This is a genomic window from Streptomyces sp. NPDC053431 (assembly GCF_044544925.1).
Classification (GTDB): domain Bacteria; phylum Actinomycetota; class Actinomycetes; order Streptomycetales; family Streptomycetaceae; genus Streptomyces.
On the sequence record NZ_JBITXX010000038.1, the window covers coordinates 1 to 20,360 of the forward strand.

At 63.4% G+C, this 20,360-nt stretch carries 12 protein-coding genes and 12 pseudogenes; 7 read left to right on the forward strand and 17 right to left on the reverse strand.

Annotation, left to right across the window (positions count from 1 at the left end; translation table 11 throughout):
* Positions 1 to 370: 370 nt before the first annotated feature.
* A pseudogene (locus ACIGXE_RS36370) lies at positions 371 to 481 on the forward strand (transposase); the annotation flags it as partial.
* Positions 482 to 949: 468 nt separating this feature from the next.
* On the opposite strand, the pseudogene ACIGXE_RS36375 reads toward ACIGXE_RS36370, so the two are convergent.
* Positions 950 to 1,576, reverse strand: a pseudogene (locus ACIGXE_RS36375) (transposase family protein); the annotation flags it as partial.
* Positions 1,577 to 3,078: 1,502 nt separating this feature from the next.
* Positions 3,079 to 3,884 (reverse strand): annotated as a pseudogene (locus ACIGXE_RS36380) (transposase family protein).
* 204 nt (positions 3,885 to 4,088) lie between these two features.
* Here ACIGXE_RS36380 and ACIGXE_RS36385 point away from each other — a divergent pair.
* Positions 4,089 to 4,823, forward strand: a pseudogene (locus ACIGXE_RS36385) (transposase family protein).
* A gap of 20 nt (positions 4,824 to 4,843) precedes the next feature.
* Here the strand turns inward: ACIGXE_RS36385 and ACIGXE_RS36390 are convergent.
* From ACIGXE_RS36390 to ACIGXE_RS36415, 6 genes and pseudogenes are all read right to left on the reverse strand, one after another.
* Positions 4,844 to 5,446 (reverse strand): annotated as a pseudogene (locus ACIGXE_RS36390) (transposase family protein); the annotation flags it as partial.
* Between the two features lie 40 nt (positions 5,447 to 5,486).
* Positions 5,487 to 5,783, reverse strand: a complete 297-nt coding sequence (locus ACIGXE_RS36395; protein WP_399754410.1) for an integrase core domain-containing protein — start codon at positions 5,781 to 5,783, stop codon at positions 5,487 to 5,489.
* On the reverse strand, positions 5,767 to 7,158 hold the full coding sequence (locus tag ACIGXE_RS36400) for an IS30 family transposase (RefSeq protein WP_399754413.1): 1,392 nt from the start codon (positions 7,156 to 7,158) through the stop codon (positions 5,767 to 5,769). The genes ACIGXE_RS36395 and ACIGXE_RS36400 overlap by 17 nt, the downstream gene beginning before the upstream one ends.
* A 61-nt stretch (positions 7,159 to 7,219) precedes the next feature.
* Positions 7,220 to 7,717 (reverse strand): annotated as a pseudogene (locus ACIGXE_RS36405) (IS3 family transposase); the annotation flags it as partial.
* On the reverse strand, positions 7,692 to 7,946 hold the full coding sequence (locus ACIGXE_RS36410; RefSeq protein WP_399754415.1) for a transposase: 255 nt from the start codon (positions 7,944 to 7,946) through the stop codon (positions 7,692 to 7,694). The gene ACIGXE_RS36410 and the pseudogene ACIGXE_RS36405, both read right to left, overlap by 26 nt.
* 58 nt (positions 7,947 to 8,004) lie before the next feature.
* Positions 8,005 to 8,184: pseudogene (locus ACIGXE_RS36415) on the reverse strand (IS5/IS1182 family transposase); the annotation flags it as partial.
* 830 nt (positions 8,185 to 9,014) lie between these two features.
* Between ACIGXE_RS36415 and ACIGXE_RS36420 the strand changes: the two are divergent.
* A pseudogene (locus ACIGXE_RS36420) lies at positions 9,015 to 9,441 on the forward strand (transposase); the annotation flags it as partial.
* A 516-nt stretch (positions 9,442 to 9,957) separates the two neighbouring features.
* On the opposite strand, the gene ACIGXE_RS36425 reads toward ACIGXE_RS36420, so the two are convergent.
* Positions 9,958 to 10,254, reverse strand: coding sequence for a DUF2695 domain-containing protein (locus ACIGXE_RS36425; protein ID WP_399754417.1), 297 nt, complete (start codon positions 10,252 to 10,254; stop codon positions 9,958 to 9,960).
* A gap of 521 nt (positions 10,255 to 10,775) precedes the next feature.
* Between ACIGXE_RS36425 and ACIGXE_RS36430 the strand changes: the two genes are divergently transcribed.
* Positions 10,776 to 11,435 (forward strand): FkbM family methyltransferase, encoded by a 660-nt coding sequence (locus ACIGXE_RS36430; RefSeq protein ID WP_399754419.1) that lies wholly within the window; start codon positions 10,776 to 10,778, stop codon positions 11,433 to 11,435.
* A 72-nt stretch (positions 11,436 to 11,507) separates the two neighbouring features.
* On the opposite strand, the pseudogene ACIGXE_RS36435 reads toward ACIGXE_RS36430, so the two are convergent.
* Together ACIGXE_RS36435 and ACIGXE_RS36440 are read right to left on the reverse strand one after the other, a co-directional pair.
* Positions 11,508 to 12,250, reverse strand: a pseudogene (locus ACIGXE_RS36435) (IS5 family transposase).
* A gap of 856 nt (positions 12,251 to 13,106) precedes the next feature.
* On the reverse strand, positions 13,107 to 13,304 hold the full coding sequence (locus ACIGXE_RS36440) for a helix-turn-helix domain-containing protein (RefSeq protein ID WP_399754421.1): 198 nt from the start codon (positions 13,302 to 13,304) through the stop codon (positions 13,107 to 13,109).
* A 593-nt stretch (positions 13,305 to 13,897) separates the two neighbouring features.
* Here ACIGXE_RS36440 and ACIGXE_RS36445 point away from each other — a divergent pair.
* A pseudogene (locus ACIGXE_RS36445) lies at positions 13,898 to 14,008 on the forward strand (IS5/IS1182 family transposase); the annotation flags it as partial.
* Positions 14,009 to 14,398: 390 nt separating this feature from the next.
* Here ACIGXE_RS36445 and ACIGXE_RS36450 read toward each other — a convergent pair.
* Positions 14,399 to 14,989 carry an NADPH-dependent F420 reductase gene (locus ACIGXE_RS36450; protein ID WP_399754423.1) on the reverse strand — a complete coding sequence of 197 codons (591 nt, stop codon included), beginning with the start codon at positions 14,987 to 14,989 and terminating at the stop codon, positions 14,399 to 14,401.
* A 192-nt stretch (positions 14,990 to 15,181) separates the two neighbouring features.
* Between ACIGXE_RS36450 and ACIGXE_RS36455 the strand changes: the two genes are divergently transcribed.
* A complete protein-coding gene (locus ACIGXE_RS36455; protein ID WP_399754425.1) occupies positions 15,182 to 15,643 on the forward strand; it encodes a MarR family winged helix-turn-helix transcriptional regulator in 462 nt (153 codons plus the stop codon).
* 242 nt (positions 15,644 to 15,885) lie between these two features.
* Positions 15,886 to 16,044: pseudogene (locus tag ACIGXE_RS36460) on the forward strand (transposase family protein); the annotation flags it as partial.
* 1,187 nt (positions 16,045 to 17,231) lie between these two features.
* On the opposite strand, the gene ACIGXE_RS36465 reads toward ACIGXE_RS36460, so the two are convergent.
* The 5 genes and pseudogenes from ACIGXE_RS36465 to ACIGXE_RS36485 form a co-directional block, all read right to left on the reverse strand.
* Positions 17,232 to 17,983 (reverse strand): IS5 family transposase gene (locus tag ACIGXE_RS36465; protein WP_399754432.1). Its coding sequence is split into 2 segments (ribosomal slippage): positions 17,232 to 17,683 and positions 17,683 to 17,983, totalling 753 coding nucleotides; the frame shifts between segments, so codons are not numbered across the junction.
* Positions 17,984 to 18,049: 66 nt separating this feature from the next.
* Positions 18,050 to 18,517 (reverse strand): hypothetical protein, encoded by a 468-nt coding sequence (locus tag ACIGXE_RS36470; RefSeq protein ID WP_399754427.1) that lies wholly within the window; start codon positions 18,515 to 18,517, stop codon positions 18,050 to 18,052.
* Between the two features lie 227 nt (positions 18,518 to 18,744).
* The gene (locus tag ACIGXE_RS36475) at positions 18,745 to 18,948 is read right to left on the reverse strand and encodes a cold-shock protein (protein WP_399754429.1); all 204 of its coding nucleotides are present in this window, start codon (positions 18,946 to 18,948) and stop codon (positions 18,745 to 18,747) included.
* 106 nt (positions 18,949 to 19,054) lie between these two features.
* A complete protein-coding gene (locus tag ACIGXE_RS36480) occupies positions 19,055 to 19,720 on the reverse strand; it encodes a transposase (protein ID WP_399754430.1) in 666 nt (221 codons plus the stop codon).
* A 323-nt stretch (positions 19,721 to 20,043) separates the two neighbouring features.
* Positions 20,044 to 20,360, reverse strand: a pseudogene (locus ACIGXE_RS36485) (transposase); the annotation flags it as partial.

Here is a 20,360-nt window from a genome sequence, read left to right on the forward strand (position 1 = left end):
CGCCTTGAACTCGGCGGGGTAATGCTTCATGACCACGGGACATCCGTTCTCCTGGACCATCAAGATCCAAGTGTCTCGAGTGTCCAACATCCGGGATCAAGGCCCGGTGGCTCCGATTCATCCCGCGTGATCCTGTGGAATGATGTCGAAACGCGCCTCCGGTGAGTACCTGCTGCCATTGCCCCATAAGAGGAACGGATCGCGCAGTATCAGGAACTACAGCTACATCCACTCAGCCGTCGACGACCACTCCCGCCTGGCCTACAGCGAGACCTGGCACCGCACTCGGAGGCAAGCCTCCGATCAGCCGAGTCAACAACCCTGCGGGTCAATACACCTAGCGTGTCTCTTTGATCGGTTCACTGATGCGATGTGGGACCGGATCGAGCTGCTAATGCCGGCCGCTCCGGTTCGCGGCCAGCGGTGGGCCGATCACCGCCGGACCTTGGAGGCGATCGCGTGGAAATACCGCACCTGCTCGCGGCTATGGGGAACATGGTCAGCCGGACGGTTCTAGCGCTTCAGTTGTTCAAGGGCATCTATCGGCTGTATCTCGCCTGCTGGACTGCGGAGTTGGGCGGCCGTGACAGGCCGCCGACATGAGGCCCACGGCGGGGCCGGCAAGGGGCGGCGCCCGGCGCCAGATTGTCTTCGTCGGCCGGCTGGCCGCCACGCTGATCTACCTCCGGCACGACTTGCCGCGCTGCGGCCGTGGGGCCTCGCGCTCGCTGGGCCAAAGTCTTTCTGTGAGCCGTTTTCATCCTGTCTGTGTGGAGTGAAATGGCAGGTCAGCAGAGGTGCGCAACGAGACGAGGCTCCTGGTCGTTGCGGTGGTGTTCGCTACGCACCACGCATCGTCCGAGGAGCCTCGCTTGGTCTCGTATCGTGCCACGGTCGACGACCCGCATAATCTGGTTGAGCACGTTTCCTGGCTCATCTACGCACGAGGGTGTGAACGCCGTCCGCGGTGGCGAAAGCTGGGATGCTTCCAGCAGGCCCTGCTTGCGCTGGTGCACCCGCGCAAGAAAGAAACGCTGCCCGCCCTGGCAGCTGGCCCGAGCCGCGGTCAGGTCGTGGGTCCGGCCCGGTGTCGCGCGGGAGAATCACAGCGACGTGCCGTCGGGACGAGCGATGACCCGCGCGTTCATACCGTGCTCGCGGTGCCTCATCGAGTAGTACGGCTCGTCGGCGGCGATGCGGTCGGTGGGGGATCAAGGTGCCGTCGACGATGACGAAATCGCCCTCGCCCAGCCCGGTGAGAGCCTCGTGCAGGCCCCGCGCCCAGGCCGCGAGGACGTTCAGGGTCTTGTCGACGTAGCGCCAGGCCGTCGCGGTCGAGACGCCGAACCCGGCTGCGAGCTGGGCCAACGTCTCGTTCTCGCGAAGGTGCGCCAGCGTGAGCAGGGCCTGCTGGAAGCAAGCAACGGAGTGGTCTCCATGGCGAGTTCAGTTCACGCCTTCGGGCGTAGATCAGCCAGGAGACACGCTCGACCAGCTCGTAGGAGACGTCGAGCATGAAAGGATACGGAACCAACACAGCCCCCGGACTGTCGGCGGTGTCGAGTGGAATCAACACCGCCAACGACTGGGGGCTCTGCCATGTCACCACCCCAGCTGACCAGGCCTTACAGCCCCTCAGGGAACAGGTTCACTGACCGGCTGCCGGCGCCTGATGCATCCGCTACAAACGCCACCCTGCCCACTCCCTGGCCTTCCTTCGACCTCGCAGCCGCCCTCCGCTGCTACAAACGACTTCTCCGCCTCACCACATAGGACACAACCTTAAGGGCCTGGAATACCCTGCGTTCGGTGGTGCCGGGAAAGGCATAAGCCCATTTTGCCCAGTTCCTGCAGCTCGCTACTGCGTTCATCGACCGATCTGCGGTACCACTGCCATCGAGTCTCGTGAAGCAGGATTTGCCATCTGAAGACCCGGTCATGAGAGAGTTGGATTCAAATGCATCGAAGGCGCCTTCTGCCTCGGTGTGCCTGTTGATTGGCATTAACCGAGTCGCAGCGCACTTGAGTATCCAAGACTCTAGGAACCTTGAAGCAAGGGGGCCAGAATAACCATAACCCTTCTCTTTGTGAGGTGATGTGAATGCTACTCAAGAAGACAGCCCTCGGAGTCCTAACTGGTGGGGCGATAGCCCTATTTTCACTCTTCACCCCCAGCGCCGTTCAGGCGAGTACTTACTTGACAGGAACGCCCGTCGTGACTGTTGACAATCCAGACCTTCTCCCGGGGGGGATTGTCACGGTTGACAACCCCGATCTCCGCCCGGTGAAACTGCCCTGATCCCACCACAGCACGGCTCTGAGGTTCTGCTGTGCTGCAGCGGTTACGCCTTTCGCGTTGGCAACTCATCAGGTTACTGGCGTGGTGGGGTGTTGTGTGGGCTCCTGGCGGCTCCGTGAGACTTCTAACGTCGCACACTGGAGTCAGGAGCCCGCACGTGTGCTGCTTTGGGTATGTTTCTATGGATAGTACCTTACCCTCACCAGCCTTTTAAATGCGATCAAATCCCAGGTGGATCTTATTCGCGGATGCGGCAGACAGCTCGCCAGGGTGGTTGGGATGTTCGTTATTATCGCTGCTCTAAAAGGACCAAGTGTGCCATTCTGGTCGGCCAAGTTCGTCGAGCTGGGCGTCTAGGCGAGAGAGCGCGAAGGCCGATTCCGGGCGGCGCAGTCCGTTATCGGGTTCGACAGTGCCGGGTAGAGTGCGTTCACACTTGCCGAAGGTGAGAGAGCGCACTGTGCATCATTCGCTGTAGGCCAGTGAGAGTGGTCGGGATGTAGCCGTAGCCGAGCATCGGAATGCAGCCCCTGGCTCGAAGGGTAGTGCCTTCATTTTCGGTTCATGGCCTCCGACCGGGCGTCTGCGAGTTGGCGCCGCTTACCCTCTGCCAGCCTGCCCGGCTCCGGCGTCGCTGGATCGGTCGAATCGGACAGTCTGTCCCGCGTTGACAGACATTGCTGGAATGGCCAAGCCGATAGTATGTCTCGTAGTTCGGCGGGACTGCGGTACCGAGGCTGCTGTCAATTGGACAACGTGGGGCGGGCACTGAGCCGTTTTCATCCTGTATAGATGCGGGTCAGCAGGGTGTGGATGGCTTTGATGATCCGGGTGATGCGGTGGGTGGAGCATCGTGCCCGTCGCGGGATGCGCCAGGACTTCAGCTGTGCGAAGGCGTGTTCCCCCGGGGCCCGCGGGCGGGCGTGGTCGCGGTTGATCTGCTGGTAGTGGGCCGGCTGGATCTGGTGGTGGTCATAGGGGGTGCGGACGGTGGCGCCGGCTCCTTGGTAGGCGCGGTCGGCCAGGACGAGGATCTGGCGGGTGAGGCGGGCCTGGACGATGCCGTGGACGCGGGCCGTGGTCAGGTCGTGGGTCCGGCCGGGCGAAGCCCTTGAGAACCACAGGGGCGTCCCGTCCGATCGGGCGATGACCCGCACGTTCATCCCGTGCCTTTTGTGTTTCCGCGAGTAGTACGGCTCGTCGGCCCTGATGCGGTCGGTGCCGACGAGGGTGCCGTCAACGATGACGAGGTCTCCTTCACCCATGCCGACGAGGGCCTCGTGCGGGCCCGGTGCCCACGCCGCCAGGGCGTCGAGGGTCTCGTCGACGTACCGCCAGGCCGTTGTCGTGGAGACACCGAAACCCGCCGCGAGCCGCGGAAACGTCTCGTTCTTCCGCGGATGCGCCAGGGCCAGGAGAGCCTGCTTGCAACAACCCAGGCGTCGCCAAGGCGAGTTCAACTCCTGCCGGCGGCCATGGATCAACCACGAGACATGCTCAACAAGCTCGTGCGGAACGTCGAGCGTGGAAGAATACGCAACCAACAGGGCCCCTCGGACGCCGGTGTGTTGAGTGAAGTCACCACGCCAACGACCAGGGGCCCTGCCACGTCACCAGACACCCCTCTGACCAGCACGTTCACCCCATCAGAGGCGGGATGAAAAGGGCTCACTGAGCCGTTTCAGAGTGGCCACTGATCGGGTGAGCCCGGTGGTGTGCGCAACGCACGAGTCTCCCGTGCCGTTGAGGGAGGTGTTCGACGTATCAACTCATCGGCGCCGAAGCCTCGTTGGTTCCCAATTCTGCCGCCGCACTCGACCTGCCACACGCCCTGGTCGAGTGGGTCACCATGCTCATCGTCACCCGCGAGGGTGACCGCGGCTGCAAGCTCCCGCCGCACCAGCGTGCGCTGGTCGGCCTGGTGTACCTGCGTCGGCACGACACCCTCGCCCAACTGGCTGCCGGCTTCGGCATTTCCGTCGGCACCGCCCACGCATACACCACCGCCGTCATCAATCTGCTCGCCGACCGCGCGCCCGGCCGGCTGCGCGCCCTGCGCGAGGCCGACCCCGACTACGTTGACGGCACGCTGGCGGAGTGTGACCGGGTCGGCGACAGCCGAGCTGACTTCTCCCACAAGCACCGCCGACACGGGGTGAACGTGCAGGTCGTGACCGACCCGATCGGGAGGCTGCTGTGGCTCTCGCCCGCGCGCACGACCTGACCGCCGCCCGCGCCCACCGGATCATCCGGATCTGTGAGCGCCAGGGCATCCCGGTCCTCGCCGACCACGCCTACACGGGAGCCGGACCATGGGTGACAACAGCCCTCAGACGCCCACCCGGCCGTGACCTCACGCCTACCCAACAGACCGTCAACCGCGCGCTGTCTGCGGCACGAGCGCCGGTCGAACGCGGCGTCGCACGGCTGAAGTCGTGGCGGATCTTCCGAAGGTCCCGGTGCAGCCCAAAATCAAATGACGTCAATCTCCGCTGCGATGCTCACCCTGGAGCGGCAACGCTGAAACAGCTCACTGAGCCTCTTTCATCTTGAATAGTTGCAGGTCAGCGGAGTATGGATGGCTTGGGTGATGGTGTTGATGTGGCGGGGTGGGGTATCGGGCCCGCCGGAGTAGCCGCGAGGACTTCGGTTGGACGAAGGCGCGTTCGCTGGCGCTCTCAGTCGGGTGTGGTCGTGGTTGAACGGCTGGTGGCGCTCGGGCTGTTGGCGGTGGTGGTTACGGGTGCGGAAGGGTGGTGCCGGCGCTTTGGTAGGCCCGGTCGGCGAGGAGCGGGATCTGCCGGGCGGGCGGGCTTGGGCGATGCCATGGGGCCGGGCCGTGGTCAGGTCGTGGGTGGGGCCCGGTGTCGCGCCGGGGAACCACGGTGGTGTGCCGTCGGGGCGGGCGATACCCGCGCGTTCATGCCCTGCTTGCGGTGTTTCATCGAGTAGTGCGGCTCGTCGGCGGCGATGCGGTCAATGGGGAGCGGGGTGACGTCGACGATGACGTGGTCGCCCTCACCGAGGCCGGTTGCCCAGCCGGCCAGGACGGCCAACGCCCCGTCGACGTAGCGCCAGACGGTGGCCAGGGGATTTCCCGAGACCCGCTCCGAGCCGCGAGAATGTCTCGTTCTTCCGTAGATGTACTGAGCTTGTTCCGCTTTGACGGACACCATCGGTGTGGTGGTCAGGCCGCGAGGACGGTCTCGTATTCGGCGGGACTGCGGTAGCCGACGCTGCTGTGGAGCCGGTGCAAGTTGTACCAGCTCTCGATCCACTCGAAGATCGCGGTGCGGGCGGCGGCCCTGCTGGGCCAGGGATGTGCGTCGCCCAGCTTGTTCTTCAGGGTGGAGAAGAACGATTCCGTGAGGGCGTTGTCCCAGCACTGTCCGGTGCGGCCGACCGACAGACGAATGCTGAACTTGTCTGCGAGGGTGGCGAGTTCATGGCTGGTGTATTGCTTGGGTTCAACCGGTCGTTGCAACACTGTCCTGTTGGAGCAACTGTAGCTGCTCATTGAATGCCTCGGACGGGGTCTTCCAGCCGAGTGTCTTGCGCGGTCTGCTGTTCAGTGTGTGGGCGACGGCCTCGAGTTCTTCGGCGGACCAACGCGAAAGGTCGGTGCCCTTCGGAAAATACTGACGAAGGAGTCCGTTGGTGTTTTCGTTCGTGCCTCGCTGCCATGGGCTGTGGGGATCTGCGAAGAACACGGGAATGCCAGTCTCGACCCGGAACTGAGCGTGGGCCGACATTTCCTTGCCGCGGTCCCATGTAACGGACCGCGTAAGCTGCTCGGGCAGCGTCGACATGGTGCTGGCGAGTGCCTTCTTCATGGAGATGGCTCCGTAGCCGGTCAGTGCGGGGCCGTTCGTGCGAGGGATCGTTCCGTATTCCTCCTCACGTGGCAGATGGACCAGCATGGTGAACCGGGTCGACCGCTCGACCACGGTGCCGATCGCGGAACGCTCCAGCCCGATGATCAAATCCCCTTCCCAGTGTCCGGGAACAGCGCGGTCCTCGGCTTCGGCGGGCCTCTCGCTGATCAACGCCTCCGGCGTGACGTGCGCCCAGGTCTTGCGTCGTGCACGCGCCCTTGGCGCACACAGCGCGCGACCAGTCCGAAGACAGAGGATGAGCTCGCGTTTCAGCGCTCCGCGGCTCTGGATATAGAGGGCCTGATAGATCGCCTCGTGGCTGATGCGCATGGACTCATCATCGGGGAAGTCGACCTTGATCCGGTTCGCGATCTGCTCCGGACTCCACGCCTGGACCCATGACCGGTCCTTGCGGTGCGGCTTGTTCCGTCCCGTCCACTTACCTATGGCGGGACCCGTGATCGCCTTGCCGCGTGACGTGGTGATCTCACCTGCCAGCCGCTCCTGAACGTACGTGTGCAACCGCGGGTTGGCAATCAACCTCGCCGCTTTCGGCCGGCGCGCGGCCATGTCGGCTTTCCACTGGGCGACTGATGCCCGATAGTCACGCCTGCCAGCTCTGGTGGCCGCGTTGCGCCGCAGTTCACGGGAGATTGCTCCTGGGTCATGGCCGATGTCTCGCGCGATCTGGCGGACTCCCTTGCCCTGGGCTTTGAGGAGCGCGATTTCCTCCCGCTCGCGAAACGACAGGTACCTGCCAGAAGACGGCCTCGGATCGAACGGTCGCATGCCGCCACACTGACGGAACCAGCGTGTAGCCACCGCCGGCGCCACACCGACGACAGCGGCGGCTTCCTCGGCCAGAAGCCCCTTGGCGATCTCCGCCCAGAACACCGCCTCGACGTGCCGCTGGTACTTCGGATGCCCCGGGGACCTCAGCTTCGGACGCACCGCTCGATCCGCTGCCTGCTGACGACGAACCATCCAACACCCCTGCAATCACGAGGTGTTGCGACGACCAGTTAAATCCGCCTTGGCAGCCGCGGTCGGAGTGGAAGATCACCGGATCGGCCGGCCGACGGGTGCGGCACGCGGCGGTGAGGGCGTCGGCGACGAGCTCGGTTCGCAGGTGGTCGGCGGTGGCCCAGCCCACGACGCGGCGGGAGGCGATGTCGATAACAGTTGCCAGGTAGAGCCAGCCCTCCTCGGTGGCGATGTAAGTAATGTCGCCGCACCAGCGGGTGTCGACGGCGGCCGGGTCGGGCCGGAAGTCGCGAAGTACCAGGTCAGGACGGGTGACCGCATGCGGATCGGGGATGGTGGCGCGGTGCCGGCGCCGTCGGCGCCGGCCGGTCAGGCCGGCCTGCCGCATCAGCCGGGCGACCCGGCGGCGCCCGCAGCCGACGCCCTCACGTTTGAGGACGGCGTGGACGCGCCGGGCTCCGTAGGTGCCGCGGGACTGCTGGTGGACAGCGGTGATCTGCTCAGTCAGCTCAGCGTCCCACACCGCTCGGGGGCTAGAGGCGCCAGTGCGGCGGGCATAGTAGGCGGTTCTGAGATCTCGAGGAGCTCACACGGCCGTTTTGACGTTGTGACCTCCGGCTTTCTCCGCCTCGATACGCGGTCTCGGTGAGGTCGAAGTCTTTCGCGACCTCACCGACCGAGCGATCCCCACGACGACACAGCTCAACGATCTCGGCCTTGAACTCCGGCGTGAACGAGCGGCGAGGGCGTGGCTTCTTCTTCCCCATGCTCTCCATGATGAACATCATCCTTCCGGGGCCGAAACCCCTGATCTCTGATGCCCGTCAAAGCGGATCAAGCCCAGGACAGCGTGAGCAGCGCCTGCTGGTAACAGTCGAGCTTACGCCAGCGGGTTTTGTGGGCCTGGCGGTGCTCGTGCGGCGGCCAGGCGACATGTTCGACGAGCTCAGGGGGAACGTCGAGCGTGGCAGGATACGGAACCAACAGGGTCCCTTCGATCGCCGGTGTGATGAGTGGAATCACCACGCCAACGTCGAGGGGCCCTGCCTCGTCACCACACCCGCTGATCAGCCCAGTTCACTCTCCAGCACAGGAGGAAAGAGGCTCCCTACGTTGTCCTGTGGGATGTGGTGAGCCCTGCGTATGGTTGACCCGCCCAGGGGTGCCGGGTGTGCTTCAAAAGCTCCGCCTTCGTGGCTTTCAGCGATTGGCCGCCCGGCACCCCACGACGACTCGGCTGCCAATAGGAATTGCAAATGATCGCTGAGTAGGGAATCGACAGCGAAGTCGTCCGCATAACACCGCACGGAGGCACCGCAAGACTCTGATCTGGGCCGGCATCGACGCAGGTAAAACGCACCATCAGTGAACCTTTTTAATCCTGAGGAGCTGCAGGTCAGTAGCGTGTGGACGGCTTGGGTGATGGTGCTGATGCGGCGGGTGGGGCATCTGGCTCGTCGGAGGATTCGCCAGGACTTCAGCGGGAGCGGAGCCGGGCGTGTGCCCGGTTGACGGACTTCTCCTTGACGGTGAGGTCACGGCTTCGGTGCCTTTTGACGGGTGTGGCGAACGTTCCCTGGCGCCTGATAGGCCTTTCCGCGAGAGCGGGGATCTTCAGCCGCTCACAGATGACCGGCTACCAGATGAGTCGGCCCGCTGGGCCGGTGACAGCCTGAACGTTCACGCCGTGCTTGCGGTGCTTGCCCGAGTATTTGTCCTGGCCGTTGCCCACGCGGTCGCACTCAACGAGGGTTCCGTCCACGCGCACGTACTGCGGGCGTGCCCTTCGCAGGGCACGGGTGAGCGAGGGAGCACGGTCGGCCAGCGACTTGGTCACGCTCTGTAGCTGCCGGAGGCGCCAGCACACCAGCCTGCCCGGGGAGGAGCTGACCGCCTCGATGACGCACACCCTGGCGAGGGAAGTGATGGCCCTCAACGAGCAGGTCGCCAAGATCGACAGGGTGAGCGAGGCCCGGTTCCGCGAGCACCGGGGGCCTTCGCTGCGGACCGCCTCGCCGGCTTGGGCGGCGTCGCCCCCACGCCTCGCGACTCCGGCGAGATCAGCGGCAACCTCCGCCGCCCGCGCTGCTACTACCGCCGACTCCAACGCGTCTTGTACGTCGGTTGTCAGCATCCGCAAGCGTGCCGAGGGCAAGCGTCACATCCAGGCGGTCCCCGCCCCTGGCACGCCGTCGCGTCAACGTCCTCTGGGACCTCCTCCGCAACGGACGGTGCTACGAGCTCACGCCGCCGACGCCCTCGCGGATTGACAGACGGCATTAGGAATCATTGGTCGTTCTGTACCAAGCAATGGTGATGCACCCGCACTGACCCGCTGCGTCCGATCAACAGTCGGACGTCCAAGTGTGCTGCCTGAAGTGATGAGTTGGGCAGGTGGCCGGCGGTGGTTCAGCCGACGGCCCGACTGTGGGCGATGCTGATCAGCGTAAATAGAGCAAGCCCTTGGTGGTGGCACTGACGCGATGTGGCCAATAGGCGGCGGCCGAGGATTGTCTGGCTGGGCTGGAAGAGAGGCGGATGATAGGGCATGCGGTATGACGTGTGCGGGCGCCGGAACCGCCAGCTCGACTGGAACTTATCCTGCCGGGGCGTGGGATCAGTGGAGAGCACTGCTGACGGAAACGTTCTACACCGGCTTTTTCTACAAGCCGATGCACGTGCCATCAACTGGTAGTGCCACGCTCCGAATTTGGCTGCATCGCAGAATTTCCCGGCAGTATCTGAACTAGCGATACTGATGAGCATATGAAGTTTCCTGGATTAGATTTTCCGTAACTCCTAGCTGGGTGAGCGTTTCATATTCATGAGAACACCGCAGTCACATTCGAAGGTTGTGTCCAATTCACTCAAAAGTGCAGACCATCCAATATCTTTGCGCTCGGCCCATTCGCGACAGTGAGTTATTGTGTGATCACAGTCAATTTCGCTGAGCACTTCATGTAAGTAGGACAGCAGGTCGTCGACTTCATCGCAGCTAAGCTCTAAAGGGGGCGCATCCGAGAGTGTCCCACTTGGCGCGATTATTCTCCATCGATCAAGCAGGAGCTGCCAAGGGTGACGCAAGTTAATATCCACAAAACCCTCACCATCGTCGATCTAATTAACGATCGGCTGTGCCGCGCACTTGCAATTCTTATAAAACTGGCTGCCGGAGAGTGCAGAGATTCAATTCGCTTACCGTCTACTGGCCGCAACTCTCCGTGTATATAAGTGTATTATTGTTCGACCGCATTCGGCAAGAGTGGTTACTACTCTATGCTCGTTTGGGCCTGGTCTCACGAGGGAGAGGCTGTATAAGGGTCTTGTATGCTGCTGGACGGATAGGTGGATTAACATGTTCACAGGGGAAAGCACCTGCTTAGCACTTGAAGGGAATAAGTGTGATGCGTCGCGGCGTTCGCCGTTTAATTCGACATTTCCTATCTTTTTTCGGCTTCTATGTGGATAACGTTGGAGGAGATACAATTACCGTACGCAGTGAGCCGTGGCCAAGCCTCGTCCGACTCCAAAGCGTTAGTTCGCACGGTGCTATCCTTGCACGGCCTGGGACTCGTGCAGGGGATCGATGGCAGCGTGACAAGTGGATTACAGACTGGGTGAATGCACAGCGTATTGCGGAGCTGATTGAGCGGTATGAAGTCAATTTCATCCTGGATGTCGGTGCCAATATTTGTCAGTACGCAGAGCTGCTTCGCAATCTCGGCTACGAAGGTCGCATTGCGTCCTTCGAGCCCGTAAGGCAATTCTATGACGTGCTCGCCGAAAAGGCGGCTGCAGATGCCAAATGGGACGTGTATGAGTTGGCTTTGGGATCTGATGAGGGAACGGCGGAGCTAAACGTCACGCCAAACACCCTGAGTTCGATACATACTGCTTCCGAATACGGGAGTGAGCGTTTTCACAGCCTTCGCCATACTGTCGTTCAAGAAGTTCAAGTTCGGAGACTTGAGAACTTGTTGGACGATCTTATGCCGGAAGGGCTAGACAACGTTCGTATCTTCCTCAAAATGGACACTCAAGGGTTTGACCTGGAAGTGTTTTCCGGACTTGGTCGTCACATGAGGTCCATTGTTGGGATCCAATCGGAGATGGCCCTGCTTACCATCTATGAGGGTATGCCCCGCATGCCCGAGGCTTTGAGTGCGTACGAAGAAGCGGGATTTGAGGTTGCCGGAATGGCTCCGGTGAATCAAGACGGACGAACTCTACGCATTCTCGAATATGACTGCCTCATGGTGAGGTCAGATTGTGTGTAGCTGTCAACAATACCCTTCTGCGGCCAGTGGCTTGGCGCTTTCGCGATCCGGGCTTAGGCAGTTTCCTTCGGATCATCTCGCCGACCAGATGACGATGGCGGCGATGTGGAGTCCGGCGAGGTAGATGGTGGTGGTCTTGTCGTAGCGGGTGGCCAGGCCGCGCCATCGTTTGAGCCTGTTGATGCAGCGTTCGACCGTGTTTCGTTGCGTGTAGGCCTCGCGGTCGAAGGCGGGCGGCCGGCCGCCGAGCCGGCCGAGCCGTGTGCGGTTCGGAGGGCTTCGGGATCACTGCCCGCTCCCGCGCCGACGCAGACAGGTCCGATGGCACGCGGCGAGTCGGCCCGGTCTGCCGTCTGGTCGCGGAACCCTTAATCGAGCCGTGACCCGGGGAAAGCGGGTGCGTCACCGGCCCGCCCGGGCGTGAGGACAAGGCGAGCGGACGGCATCGGCTGTCCGCGGCGAGGTGAATCTTCGTGGTCTGGCCGCTGCGGGACCGTCCGAGGGCATGGTCGTCCGGCTCGCCGGCCGGGGGCCGCTTTTGCCGGGCCTCGGCCGCGTGCTGATGGGCTCGGACGATGGTGGAGTCGACCGAGACGAGCCAGTCGAGGTCGCCCTCGGCGTCGTCCTGGGCGAGCAGGGCGGTGAAGACCTTCTCCCAGGTGCCGTCGGCGGCCCACTTCCGCAGGCGGCTTATGCGGTACTTGAAAGCGATGCGTCGATCCCCTGCCGTGATCCCGCCACCGTCCACCCCGCCGAGGCGTCCGGTCCGGCGACAAAGGCACGCTGGTCCTGGCCAGCATCCTGCGCACCGACATGCATGCCCACTGGATGCGTCAACCGGGCCCATCACGTCTGCGGTGGCCGGCCGAGAGCCATCGGCGTCCGGCGCGGGATCCGCCATTGCTTGAGCTGGGCGACTGTGCGTTCGTCCGGATCCATAACAGGGATCTGCCTGGTGAGGCAGGCCTAGACGTGCCGGGGCCCGGGCTGCTGCCACCGTGAGCTTGTTCAGCGGCGGGTCTCGCAGGTGAGGATGGCTTTGAGGTTGACTCTATCCGGCTTGGGCTGCAGCGCTTTTGCGGTGCATCCGCCAGGCCTTGATGGAGGCGACGTCGCGAGCGCGAGAAGGGCTTGCCTGAAACAACCGAGCCTGCATCAGGACAGTCGATTCCAAGCGGTGGTCACAGAGTAACCACGCAAGTGCTCGACCAGCCCGTGCGGAACGTCAAGCGCGGCAGAAGACGGGACCAACGAAGCCTCGGTCGGCGCCACAATGGGTGAGAACACCACACCAACGACGGAGGCTTTACTACCACCCCTCAAAAGGCCGGAGTGAGACAGGATCAGACAGGAACCGTGGATCGTTTGTTCAAAGAACTGCAACCCGAGCCGGAGGACGCCTCGTCAGTTGTTACTGAACGCTTATCTCGTCCCCAGAGTCGTGTGCAACTTCGGCCACCAGCGCGGATTACGGCTCTGTGCACTCCATTGCTCCAGTTTCTCAGCTGGCCGCCTATCATTGCCGCGTAGCAGCCTCGAAAAGCGCAGCAGTGGTGTTCCCGCACCAGGCCAGCGGTGGTACATGGCAGAGTCCCTGACCTGTGGCAGTGACGCTCAGGGCTCTCAAAGAACGCTGTGTCGGACCGGGGATTCAAACAGCGGGCAGCTGGTTCAGCACTGCTTACCGCGAAAGTCTGCGCCGGCTTCTTGAAGAAGCCGGTGTACTGTGCCGTATGAGCGACTGCTCTTTTTCGCCAGTGCTCGTACCGACCAACCTGCCTCGTAAAGGCACTTAAGCTCGAATGCCAGTTGCTCGCGCTCAGCTCCGACGACCGGACTATTCCTTCCCACTATGGGTGCACCCGCCATGATACCTCCAACGCAGAAACGAGTTTTCGTAGAATCAACCGTGCGTCGCCAACATTTCTTCAAAAAATACCCCTAGGCTTGAGTACTCAATACTCAAATAGTAGTTGAGTGACTTTCACAGCGATTGCGGAGCGTTCCGCTTCAGGCTTGCGTTGTCAGCGACCTGCGGTGACAGAAGAGGTATGGAGCAGTGCCGCCGCCGTTATCGAGAGCGCCATCCGAGAGGATGCAGACGCCCTGCGAGTAAACCCAGCGATGTGGTGTTCTCCCGCATCGTGCCGCTGCGGACGCTTCATTGAGCATTCTGCCGCGCTTGACTTGCGCACGGGCAGGTCGAGCACGTTGCGTGGTTGCTCTGTGACCACCGCTTGGAATCGACTCGTCCTGATGCAGGCTCGGTTGTTTCAGGCAAGCCCTTCTCGCGCGCATGTCCGCAGGAGCGAGACGTATGTGCAGGCCTGAGCCGGCTGGGTGTCCCGTCCCGTAGACGACGGCCTGGCGGCACGTCGACTAGAGGCTGGAGGTTCTGGCTGTCTAGACTCCCGGACAGCACGAGGCGTGGCAGTGCTGGGTGAGGGCGACTCCGTCATCGTGATGGCACGCTGATTGCCACCGACCGCATGGCCGAGGAGGAGTCGTACTGCTCGCAGAAACACAAGAAACACGGGATGAACGTTCAGCTCGTCGCCAGACCGGACGGTAAAGGTAATGCTGTGTAGCAGCCGAGAGTGGAAACGGCGAATGGAGATCGGCGTCTTCGGCGAGTTCGTCACATTCGGCAGCAGCTCAACCGCCACCTCGCCCCCTCAGCCCGCCGTGCCGTCACCGCTCCCAGGCTTGGCCCACGCGTCCCCCGCCACGTTCCGCCCCTGTCTTTTTGGCTGGCGAGGCGGGCGCGGCCATCCGCGGCCTCTGGTTGTGCCTGCTCCAAGAATCCAGTCCCCCGGCGAGCAGCTCGCTCGCCGGGAGCCTTTGGCAGGCGGTGCGGACACCGGTAAGCAGAAAGGCCCGCATTGCGGTTCTCTAGGCGGGCTTGGTGCCACGGCGCTCTTCCGCCGACTCGGCGACGGCAGGTCGGCGGCAGAGGTGTAGGGTCAGGCCCGGGTCAGCGCAAAGCCGATGCCGGCGCCCAGGCCCTGGCCGTAGGCGAGGTGAATGAGCAATTCGGTCGCGGGCTCGATGAAGCGGGCGTTCGCCAGCACACCAGCGTCCACAGCGTCGAAGCCCAGCGAGCAGGCGAATTCAAGGACTTGCTTCTTGGCGGTCAGGTCGTCACTTGCCACCGGCACGAACAGCTTCGTCCCCGGTGCCGCTTCGGGCGAAGCGTGCTGGGGCGCGAGTACGCTGCTGAACGCCTTGACGACATGGGCGCCGGGCAGAGTCTCGGCGACCTGTTCGCCGCCGGAGCTGGTGTAGCCAACGGTTAGGCCCATGAAGTCCGCGGTCAACGGGTTAGTGGCGTCTACCACGGTGCGGCCTCTGAACGCCTCCTTGATTTCGGCGCTGAAATCCGCGATTGCGGCGTGTGGAACGGCCAGCACAGTCAGGTCCGCAGCAGCGATGTCGGTGGCCACCTGCCCTGATTCAGTGGCCGAGTTGGAGATGGTGATGGTGTGGCCCACTGCGGCGGCACGGTCTGCCAGAGCGGACCCAACATTGCCCTTGCCGATGATGTGCACCTTCATGATCCTGATCCTTTCAATCGCGGCACAGACGGCACCTGACGGCACGCTGGGGGACAGTCAGCTTACGCCGAGGCCACTTCGAATTCGAAGTACCCTGGATGCTAGATTCGCTTCGAATTCGAAGCAAGTGTGTGAAGCGGCGCTCGCCATCCAGAGAGGTGGCCCCTTAGCGCTTGAGGGTTAGGGTGAGGTGTGACCGAACCCGCCTGGCTCAACGACACCGAGATGCGCGCCTGGACCTCATTTTTGGAGGCTGGCGACCTCATGCGCCGTCAGATTGAACTACAGCTGCGTGAGAGCGGGGTCACCCAGGTCCAGTATGAGATTTTGACTCGGCTTGAAGAACGCCGGGATCAGAAGTGCCACATGACCGAACTCGCCGATGCGATGGTGTGTTCTCGCAGCGGACTGACCTACCAAGTTAGCCGCCTCGAGAAGACCGGCCTGCTGCGTCGCGAGAACGACACCGCGGATGAGCGTGCCGTGCTCGTGTCCATCACGCCGGCCGGCCAGGAGGTATTGCGCAAAGCGGCGCCCGGCCACGTTGGCACCGTCAGGCAGGGGTTCTTCGATGTGCTGACCCCGCAGCAGGTATCCTACTTTGCGGACATAATGGACACCGTCCGGCGCCATCTGCGCGAGACTTCCTTTTAAGCACTGGTGCTCCAGGGCGAGGAACGCAGTGGCGATGGTAGTTATGTGGTTGGGCTGCAGCGGGCTTTGGGGTGATGGCGGCGGGTGCGGGGCCGTGAGTGCGCCAAGCGGCGCGGGGGAGACGCGGAGCGGCTTGCCGACGGGGTAGGGCGGACCCGCTCGGCGGGTTGGCCCCGTCGGGCAAGACGTCAACCCTCGGGGTGACGTGCCCCAGCATCATCAACCTATCTCCATGCTGCGACGCGGCCCCCTTGGTTTGCAGGGGCCGTCCGTGGAGATTTCCGCTGGAAGATGGGTGTATTTGGGTTGCCGCGTACTGGGGGACGAACCTGACCCTGCGGCAGTTGGCTCCCTTGTTCGGGATCTCGAAGTCGGCCGCAGGCGGGATTGTGAGCCAGCTCCGGGCTCTTGCTCACTGCGGCCGCTTCCGCACCGTTACTCGACCAACGACAAGGTCGTTATCGTGCCGGGTCAACCTAGGCCCGCACCGGCTACAGACGTTCAAGCTGTCCCACGGACCCGCAGTTCATCGACAAGGACCTGACCTGTCGGTCTTTGCCTGATCCGTCGGAAAAGGCCCTGGTTCTCTGCGTGAGAGAGACGTTGCGGATCCAGGCCCCGGACGGGTCCCGGCCGGTGGTGCCCGGCGTTCCTGAACGCCGCAGCCACGACTGCGTTCGGGCCGGCACCCCGACCTTATCCGGCGCGAGGTCACCACCCGCAAGGTCAGCTCCCTTCGCCGCCACCGGGGGCGGTTCCACAAGTTCCGCTGTGACTGCTGCTGGGTGCCCGGGGCAGGCCCTGGTGAATCTGGCCGCGTCAGCTGGCATACCAACACCTTTCACCAGGAGCATCCCGCTGCTGCCCTGGCAAGGACCCGCAGCGCCGTCAAAACTCGAACTCGTGGGCATCACCCGACCGTGGATCGGGGTGCCTCCCTAACCCGTGAACAACTGCTGTCGCTAGCTACCCGTGCTACTGGGCATGCCCACATGGATCTTCACCTCGACCCTCCCAATGGCTTTGGCCCGCGCAGCACTCGAATGCCCCGGGCGCGAAACCGACACTGCGCTGGAATCGCTTCGCGATCTTTCCGCAGTCTCGGAGCCCGACCGGCCGGGGCAGCACATCTCCCGCCCCAGCGACCTGGTGGTCAGCAATCCACTGCATGAGCGGTGCACTGACGGCGATCGAGCTCTGACGCCTGAGACCGACGCTGACAAGGTCAGCTACGACTCCGGAGCACCCGCTGATCACCGTTCCTCGTTCTCGACCCAACGCGACGGCGCCGTCAAACTCGCGAACATCCAGAAACCCAGTGATCGCCAACCGTCGAAACTCGCGGACAGAGCTGTCGGTGGAAGTGAACAGAGCCATCCTCGCTCCACGGCAGCTGACTGTGTTCCTGCCGCCCGCCTGGCGCCGACGTCACCCGGCCGAACGGTCCTCCTGGCCGCAGCGTCGGCAGCCGGTGCTCGACCTGTGTGGACGCGGCCTGGCCAGGCTCCGTGAGGGCCCCACCAGCTCGAACCCCTTGATCGCAATCGACTCAAGCGTCCAGCGCCGGCCGGGCACTTTAGACGTCATCTCATTTGGTCAGTCTGCGGTAGCAGATGAGAGTGCAGGCGATGCTAGTGAAGGCGAGGAAGTGGTCGGCTTTGCGTTCGTAGCGTCGGTGGAGGCGTCGGCAGCCGGCGAGCCAGGACATGGTGCGTTCGATGGTCCAGCGGTGCCGGCCCAGCCGCTGTGAGGACTCGATGCCCTTGCGGGCGATGCGGTGGGTGATGCCGCGCCCGCGTAACCATCGCCGCAGGTGGGGGTAGTCGTAGCCCTTGTCTCCGTGAAGCTTGCCCGGCTTGCGCCGCCTGCGTCCACGGCGGGAGCGGATCGGCGGTATGCCTTTGACCAAGGGGATCAGGGCCTGGCTGTCGTGCAGGTTCGCGCCCGAGATTCCGACAGAGATGGGCAGACCGGTCCGCTCGGTGATCAAGTGGATCTTCGAGCCGTACTTGCCCCGGTCCACAGGATTCGGACCTGTCAGGTCCCCCTTTTCAAGGCCCGCATGTTCACCGAGTCGATCGCGCAGCGCGACCAGTCCAGCTCGCCGCGGGCGCCGAGCTCGTCGAGCACCACGCGGTGCAGTTTGGCCCACACCCGGGCCTTCGACCACTCGCTGAACCGCCGATGAGCCGTTGCCCCTGACAGCCCGAAGGACGCTGTCGGCAGCTGCTGCCACGTGCAGCCCGACGTCGCCACGAACACGATCGCCGCTAGCACTTCCCGGTCGCCATGCCGACGCCGACCACCGCCCTGAGGCCGAGACGGCGCCTCCGGCACCATCCGCTGGAACAACTCCCACAACTCGTCCGGCACCAGCCGCTCAACAATCCCCACGACCTATCGCGCCTACGACTCGCTCGAGCAGACGGTTTCGGTCCAGGTCGCCCGGAGGTCACGGCAGACAATGGTGAGAGTGCCGTCCCAGCAGGCAATCTCATGGCTGCAGCCGTCCCTATGCGGCAGGATCTCGTCGAGAATCACCGTCCCGAGGTCCGTTCCCCGGTCCTCGTCGACGGGATCGATGACGAAGCCGGACACCCCCGCGTAGCGGATCAGCAGGTCTTGGTCGTGCTTCCAGCAGTTGTGTTGGAACTCGACCTCCATCTCTTCGCCGCCGGCACCCCGGACGGCTCGGAGTGTCAGGTCCTTCACACATCGCCTGCTGCGGAAGTCGTAGTGGTCCGTGTCCGTGGCGAAGGCCCGGGCGCCTGGCGGCAGGTCACCGGAGACCGAGGGCAGGTGACTCAGGTAGCGAGCCGGGTCCAAGCCCCCTGACAGGTCGCCGACCTGCGCATCGAGATTGACGTACTCCATCGACCTTCGCCCCCGCTCATGACTGCCCACTGGCCGACGAATCGTCGCACAGACTCACCAAATGAGATGACGTCTTAGTCAGTAGCTGTGCACTGTCGTCAGCCGCACCGCCTGGATACGAAAAGCTGCGTCCATGTTTTGGACACGAGTTCCATCGTCCCTGGTTGCTCCCAACGGATCGGCAGATAAGTGGGAACGGTTCATGCCGCTTTCTACGGATTGGGGACTTAGACCGGCGTGACATTCTCAGCCTGCGGCCCCCGGGCGGCCTGCCCAATGTCGAAGCGGACCTTCTGCCCCTCGCGCAACTCGCGGTAACCAGAACCGGCGATGCCTGAGTAGTGCACGAAGACGTCCGGCCCGCCCTCATCCCGTTGGATGAACCCGAAGCCCTTCTCAGCGCTGAACCACTTCACCATCCCAGTCTCCATACCTATTACCTCCCACTCATGATCTCGGTCACGGCGCCCTGCCGTGGCCGCCTACCACCGGATCATCGGGCCCTGCTTCAGAAAAAGGGACAGCAATTCCGGTGAATCACTCGCTGGTGCCACAGCCCACGGCGAGGTGCAGCCAGCGCAAATCATCGGTGGGGTCGGCGCGGGTGAGCAGCTCCTGTTTAAGGCGATCCCAGGTGCCATCAGCGAGCCATCGGTGGTGTCGTTTGGCGACGCCACTCCACGAACCATAGGCCGCGGGTAGAGCGCGCCAGCTAGCGCCGGTGTGGTACTTCCAAGCGATTGCCTCGATAACCTGCCGGTGAGGACGCCACTGCCCGCCCCTAGACGGCTTCGCAGCGGGCAACAGGGGCTCGATCCGTGCCCACTGTGCGTTACTGAGCAGCAATTGTTTCTCAAGAGTTGGCGGTGTACGGCCGGGGGCACCGGATGCGTCTTGCTTTTCCAATGCGACTCTGCGCCGCTCTGACGGGGTTTTGCCTCCCCATACGCCTACCCGTTCGGGGGCCTGCAGCGCGACTTGCAGACAGAATTTGGCCACCGGGCAGCGGCCACATACCTGTTTGGCGGAGTGAGCCCAGGCGCGGCTCGGCTTTCCGGTTCCGTGCCGGAAGAAGAGGTTTGGGTCGACAGCTGGGTCGGCGCAGGCCGCCCAGCGCCTCCAATCGCTCGCACTGCCGCCAGACGCGGCATACGGCTGTCCTATCGAGGTTTTCCGCTGAGCCGTGTGATCGCGTACCACCATGGTCCTCACCTGCTTAACATCCCGGTCAGCCCACTCGTTTCCTCCGCTCCTCCTCGGCACGGACTCGTTGCTAGCTCGCTGCCCGTGCCTGCCGACACGAGTGAGTTACACCTCACCGGGGAAACCTTTGCTGCCAATGGCTGTGTATGTCTTCCTTCGAGGAGAACACATCCCGGCATCCATAAATCTGAGTAATTCCTACTCGCAGGTGTCTTCAAGCGACGGTGGCAGGCACCTGGCCGCAGCGCGGTCCTCAAATCTCCGAAGCCGGTCTCCTCGGCACCTGTGCCGGCTAGGCAGTTTCTTTCGGATGATCTCGCCGACCAGATGAAGATGGCGGCGATGTGGAGTCCGGCGAGGTAGATGGTGGCGGTCTTGTCGTAGCGGGTGGCCAGGCCGCGCCATCGCTTGAGCCTGTTGATGCGGCGTTCGACGGTGTTGCGCTGCTTGTAGGCCTCGCGGTCGAAGGCCTGCGGACGGCCACCGAGCCGGCCGCGCCGTTTGCGGTTCGCGGCCTGGTCGGAGGGATGTGGGATCACGGCCCAGATCCCGCGTCGGCGGAGATGGGTTCGGATCGCGCGGGACGAGTAGGCCTTGTCGGCCAGGACCACGTCCGGTGTGATCCTGGGCCGGCCGATGG

What these genes read in the sequence shown, in the direction of transcription:
- ACIGXE_RS36400 (WP_399754413.1), bottom strand. Translation starts at nt 7,158, where the DNA reads ATGGTTCGTCGTCAGCAGGCAGCGGATCGAGCGGTGCGTCCGAAGCTG.
- ACIGXE_RS36410 (WP_399754415.1), bottom strand. Translation starts at nt 7,946, where the DNA reads ATGATGTTCATCATGGAGAGCATGGGGAAGAAGAAGCCACGCCCTCGC.
- ACIGXE_RS36440 (WP_399754421.1), bottom strand. Translation starts at nt 13,304, where the DNA reads ATGGCGGGTGCACCCATAGTGGGAAGGAATAGTCCGGTCGTCGGAGCT.
- ACIGXE_RS36450 (WP_399754423.1), bottom strand. Translation starts at nt 14,989, where the DNA reads ATGAAGGTGCACATCATCGGCAAGGGCAATGTTGGGTCCGCTCTGGCA.
- ACIGXE_RS36470 (WP_399754427.1), bottom strand. Translation starts at nt 18,517, where the DNA reads ATGGAGTACGTCAATCTCGATGCGCAGGTCGGCGACCTGTCAGGGGGC.
- ACIGXE_RS36475 (WP_399754429.1), bottom strand. Translation starts at nt 18,948, where the DNA reads ATGGAGACTGGGATGGTGAAGTGGTTCAGCGCTGAGAAGGGCTTCGGG.
- ACIGXE_RS36480 (WP_399754430.1), bottom strand. Translation starts at nt 19,720, where the DNA reads ATGGTGGTACGCGATCACACGGCTCAGCGGAAAACCTCGATAGGACAG.